Source organism: uncultured Bradyrhizobium sp. (genome assembly GCF_936928535.1).
Taxonomy (GTDB): domain Bacteria; phylum Pseudomonadota; class Alphaproteobacteria; order Rhizobiales; family Xanthobacteraceae; genus Bradyrhizobium.
On sequence record NZ_CAKZHY010000043.1, the window covers coordinates 1 to 5236 of the forward strand.

Annotated in this window: 4 protein-coding genes and 1 pseudogene; 2 read left to right on the forward strand and 3 right to left on the reverse strand. The window is 65.8% G+C overall.

What is annotated here, in order from left to right:
* Nucleotides 1-53 precede the first annotated feature (53 nt).
* The 3 genes from Q0687_RS05415 to Q0687_RS05425 all read right to left on the reverse strand — a co-directional run bounded on the left by Q0687_RS05415 (nucleotide 54) and on the right by Q0687_RS05425 (nucleotide 3299).
* Nucleotides 54-1292, reverse strand: coding sequence for a URC4/urg3 family protein (locus Q0687_RS05415; protein ID WP_298873188.1), 1239 nt, complete (start codon nucleotides 1290-1292; stop codon nucleotides 54-56).
* Nucleotides 1293-1299: 7 nt separating this feature from the next.
* A complete protein-coding gene (locus tag Q0687_RS05420; RefSeq protein WP_298873190.1) occupies nucleotides 1300-2556 on the reverse strand; it encodes a GTP cyclohydrolase II in 1257 nt (418 codons plus the stop codon).
* Between the two features lie 263 nt (nucleotides 2557-2819).
* The gene (locus tag Q0687_RS05425) at nucleotides 2820-3299 is read right to left on the reverse strand and encodes a sigma factor-like helix-turn-helix DNA-binding protein (RefSeq protein WP_298873192.1); all 480 of its coding nucleotides are present in this window, start codon (nucleotides 3297-3299) and stop codon (nucleotides 2820-2822) included.
* 202 nt (nucleotides 3300-3501) lie between these two features.
* Between Q0687_RS05425 and Q0687_RS05430 the strand changes: the two are divergent.
* Nucleotides 3502-3816, forward strand: a pseudogene (locus tag Q0687_RS05430) (winged helix-turn-helix domain-containing protein); the annotation flags it as partial.
* Nucleotides 3817-4041: 225 nt separating this feature from the next.
* A complete protein-coding gene (locus Q0687_RS05435; protein WP_298873194.1) occupies nucleotides 4042-5169 on the forward strand; it encodes a threonine synthase in 1128 nt (375 codons plus the stop codon).
* The last annotated feature ends 67 nt before the right edge of the window (nucleotides 5170-5236 follow it).

Genomic DNA, 5236 nt, shown 5'->3' on the forward strand with positions numbered 1-5236 from the left:
CCTCACCCGGCTTCGCTTTCGCGAAGCCACCCTCTCCCACAAGGGGAGAGGGTTCAGAAAACAGTGCCGTCACTAATTATCTTGAGCGGCGGTGATCCATCGGAACGGCGCGCAAAGGCGATGGCGCGGCCGGCGGCCCAGGTGCCGCCTTCCAGAATGCTGGCAAGCGGCAGCGAATGCGGCGTGCGGCCGAGTTTGGTACGAACAAGATCGGCAACGCGGTCCAGCAGCGCGACGGTGAGCGCGCGCCACTCGACGACCAGCAGCGAGTCGACCGCATGCGCGCGATCGGCCTCAGTGGCATCGCGCAGGCGCAACACCCCGTGATCGACGAACAGGCCGCCATTGCGGTATTCGGCAAGCCCGGTCAGGCCATCGATGTCGGTGACGTCGAAGCCGGCGCGTTGCAGCGGCTCGATCAGCGAATAGCTCAGCCATTGCGACAGCTTGTGCAGCGGCACGAGGCCGGAGGTCGCATCATCGGCCTTGATCGCCGGATGGCGCCAGCAATCGCCGAGCGGAACGCCCACGAGTTCGAGCCGCGACGGCCAGATCGGCCCGAGCTGGTTCAGCACCGCGGACAGGATCGCTGGGGCGGGAATAGCGCCATCAATTGCCTGCGCGGCGATGTCATCGAACAGACCGCCCGGCCGCGGCGCGTCACGCATGCCGAAGACATCGCTGCGCGCTGCAACCTGCTTGCCCAGGCGGCGCAACAGATCGGCGCGTCCCTCGAGCCCAAGCAGTGGATTGGCGTCGCTTGCCTGGAAAGCAGAGGTCAGCGCTGAAAGCGGCAGCTGCGCGAGCACATCCGCATCGGCCCTGAACGGCGCGCGGGCATCGCGCGAAAACAGCCCACCCGCAAACATGTCGAGGCTTGCCAGCGCCAGCCCCTCGGAGCGGCCGATGCCTTGTCCCGTCACGGCGTCGCGATAGCGCCACGTCGCGCCCGCGCCGGCATCGAGCAGCACGCTGACGATGGCGAGGTCGAACTCCGCGCGTGCCCGTGCTGCGCGATCAGGCCATGATGCCGCATCGGCCAGCTGCGCCCAGCGGTCGACGCCGCTGAACACAAAATGCCGCCAGCGCGCGTGGAAGGGAATATCGAGCGTCGGATAGGCCTTTCGCGTCACCGCCAGCACGGCGTCGGCAACGCTGTCCATCCGATCGAGATCGATGGTGAAATGCGTGAGCCCGCCGTTCAGGCCAATGTCGAGCATTTGGCCGGCACGCGCGCGAACCGCCTTTGCGGAAAGCAACGCGCGTGCTTCCTGTTCTGAAGCCTCCGCCATCGCCAGATCAGTATTTTTCCAGCGAACGCCCGACCACGCCGTCGACGTCCTTCTCCGGCGCGATGTCGGTGGAGTAATAGCCGGCGGCCTTCTTGGCGGCGATCTCGACATAGGCGTCGGCCGGGATCAACTCCGGCGGGATCGGCACGCGCTCGACGATGTCGATGCCCTGCGAGGTCAGCGCGTCGTACTTCATGTCGCTCATCGACAGGAAGCGGTCGATGCGCTTCAGGCCGAGCCAGTGGATGGTGTCGGGCATCAATTGCTGGAAGCGCGCGTCCTGCACGCCCGCAACGCATTCGGTGCGCTCGAAATAGGCGGCGGCGGCATCGCCGTCCTCCTGGCGCTTGCGCGCATTGTAGACCAGGAATTTGGTGACCTCGCCGAGTGCGCGGCCTTCCTTGCGGTTGTAGACGACAAGCCCGAGCCCGCCCTCCTGCGCGCCGCGCGCGGATTCCTCGATGCCGTGAATCAAATAGGGACGGCAGGTGCAGATGTCGGAGCCGAACACGTCCGAGCCGTTGCACTCGTCATGCACGCGGCAGGTGATTTTCGTGCGATGGTCCGGCAGCTTGGTCACGTCGCCGAACATGTAGACGGTGGTGCCACCGATCGGCGGCAGGAACACCTTCAGGTCGGGGCGGGTCACGAGCTCGGGGAACATGCCGGCGGTCTGCTCGAACAGCGTGCGGCGCAGCTCGGTCTCGTTGGTCTTGAAGCGCTCGGCAAGGCCGGGCAGATACCAGACCGGATCGATCGCGATCTTCACCACCGAGACGCTGCCATTGGCATGCACGACTTCGCCGTCGGCGCGCAGCCGCTTGGCGGCCAGCGCTTCGCGGATTTCGGGCAGGTCGAGCCGGGCCCGCGTCACCGCGATGCTCGGGCGGATGTCGACGCCCTCGGCAATGTCCTTGCCAAAATTCTCGGCGACCAGATGACCCCAGGGATCGAGCGCGACAATCTTGGCGGGATCGCCCCACTGCTCGAACGGCCCGATGGTCGCGGCCGGGAAGGTGTTGGTGAGATCGGGGCGCCGGATCGGATCGAGCGCGCCGGCGGAGACCGCGAGCGCGCGGTACATCGCATAGGAGCCGCCATGGCTGCCGATCACGTTGCGATCGCCGGCGCGCGACACCGTGCCGATGATCGGACCGCGGGCGCGCGCATCGCCTGCGCCCCAGTGAATCGGGTACGCGGCTTTCTTGCCCGGCTCCGGATGAGAGGTGAGGCGGATATGCTCAGTACGGTTCGCGCGGCTCATGGCCAAACTCCCAAAAAGCCAACGGCCCGCCGCTCGGACGGGCCTGGCTCTGCTGCGTCACCGGCAGAGGTCGGCGACGCAATCCATCATATTGTAGCGGCCAGCCACGACAGACAAGTTAATCGTGCGGAGCGGGCAGGGCCGTCTTTCTGCTGATTATATGGGGATTGGCGGGCCTGACCGGAATGGCGGGGCCGCGCCGGAGAAGCGGTCTGCCGGCGGCCGCATTCATTTAAGACATTGATATAATTGTACTTTTTATGTCATTGCTCGGCTGAACCGGCAAGCCTGCGCCGCGCGCAGGCCAGTCGCGACATGACCTCGCCCGTCGGCAGCGACGTCACCTCTGAGATCTCCCGGTAGGACAGCGCGTCGATCTCGCGCAGCACCAGGATCTCGCGCAGGCGGCGCGGCAAGTTCTCGATGGAGCGGCGAACCGTGGCTGCATCGACATTGGGGCTCAACGTAATTTTGTCGGCCCGGTCGTCTGATCGGAGGACGGAAGCGGCTGACGCATCAGCTACCCGCTTGTGTGCGAATACATCACGTTTCCGATCGCGTCGCCGCCGGGTGGTCAGCCATGTCCGATAGCAATTCCGCACGCCCTTCAACATCGCCGTCCGGTTTCTTCGCACCGCATCGGCATCGTCGCGAAGAAAGGCCGCCTGCACGATGTGTTCGGCGGCATCGGCGTCGCAACTCAGGAAGCGCGCAAAGTTGTAAGCCGAGTCGAGCGACAGCATGCCGTCTCTCTTCGCATTGACGCCGTCCCGCATCGCCAGCCTCGCGTGGTCCCGTGTTGTCTTGCGCGGCTGTCCTGATCGAAATGCCGGACCATCTCAATGGACGCCGGATGGTCTTTCGCTGGACTCGCAATCCCCCGGGAAGCCCCGTGAAATCATCGGCTTCTGGTCACACCTCCCCAACGCTTCGAACGGGAATCCCATGCTGCACGAACCGGAATTGATCGACCGACCTGCGAAGCGCACGAGGTTCGGCGCGTTCGAGGCTGATACGCGCAGCGGCGAGCTGGCCAAGAACGGGCGGCGGGTGCGTTTGCAGGAGCAGCCGTTTCAATTGCTCGCGGCGCTGCTGGAGCGGCCGGGCGAGGTGGTGACGCGCGAGGAGCTGCGCATGCTGCTCTGGCCGCAGACGGTGGTCGACTACGATCACGGGCTCAACAAGGCCGTCAGCAAGATCAGGGAGGCGCTCGGCGATTCCGCCGAGAGCCCGCGCTTCGTCGAGACGGTCGCGCGCCGCGGCTATCGCTTTCTCGCGGAGGTCACCGTGATAGACGAGAGCCTTGCGCGCGAACCCGGTCCACTTTCGGCGGCGCCATGGCGCGCGCGCCACCTGCGATTCGTTGCGCAGCGATGCATGGTTCAGGGGCCTCATGCGCCGCATCGGACTAGGCAAGGCTTGGCCAATCGGACATATCGTACGGCTCCGGCCTTGTTTTCGGAGTGCGCCATGTCTTCCACCAAAATGTCCGCCGCCTGCTATATCGATCCCCGCAACGGAAAGCTCTATCCGCTCCATGAACCGCGCTGGTGCTCGGACGAACGCACGCCGCTGCTGGTGACGCCGGGGGCTGGAATCTCGCGCGACGATATCGACAGCGGCACGCGTTCGCTCTGGCGCTACCGGGCGGCGCTGCCGGTGGAGATCAAGGACCCGATTTCGCTCGGCACGGGCTGTACGCCGCTGGTGCAGCAGGCGTGGGGCGATCTGCGGCCGTTCTTCAAGCTCGAATGGTTCAATCCGACCGGCAGCTTCAAGGACCGCGGCTCCGCGGTGATGCTGTCTTTCCTCCGGCAGATCGGCGTCGGCGCCATTCTGGAGGATTCCTCCGGCAATGGCGGCTCGTCGATGGCCGGGCTCGGCGCGGCCGGTGGGATGCGCGTGAAGATCCTGGCGCCGGCCTCAACCTCGCCGGCCAAGATCGCGCAGGTGCGCGCCTACGGCGCCGAGGTGCAGCTGGTTGAAGGTCCGCGCGAGGAGTCGGAGGCGGAGGCGATCAGGCAATCGAGCCAGACGTTTTACGCCAGCCACAATTGGCAGCCGTTCTTTCTCGAGGGCACAAAATCGCTCGCCTATGAGATCTGGGAAGATCTCGGCTTTCGTGCGCCCGACAATGTCATCGTCCCCGTCGGTGCCGGCAGCAGCCTGCTCGGCTGCGCCTTCGGCTTCCGCGAGCTCCTGAAGGCGGGGCAGATCGCAAGACTGCCGCGCCTGTTCGCGGCGCAGCCGCTCAATTGCTCGCCGATCGATGCCAGCTTCAAGGCCGGCGTCGACACGCCCGTCGCACGCGAAGTGAGCAAGACCATCGCCGAGGGCACCGCGATCAAACATCCGCTGCGGCTGCGCGAGATCATCGGCGCTATCAGCGAGAGCGGGGGCGGCACAATTGCGCTCACGGAGGACGAGATCGTCGCCGCGCTTCGTCGTCTCGCGCGGCAGGGCCTGTTTGCCGAGCCCACCAGCGCAAGCGCGGCGGCCGCATTGGAGAAACTCTCAGCCAGCGGCGCCATCAAGGCGAACGAGACCACGGTCGCGGTCCTCACCGGCACCGGGCTGAAAGCCGCGACCACGGTGGCGGATCTGGTGGGGTAGGGCTCTCTCTCTTTCCCTTCTCCCCTTGTGGGAGAAGGTGGCGCGAAGCGCCGGATGAGGGGTATCT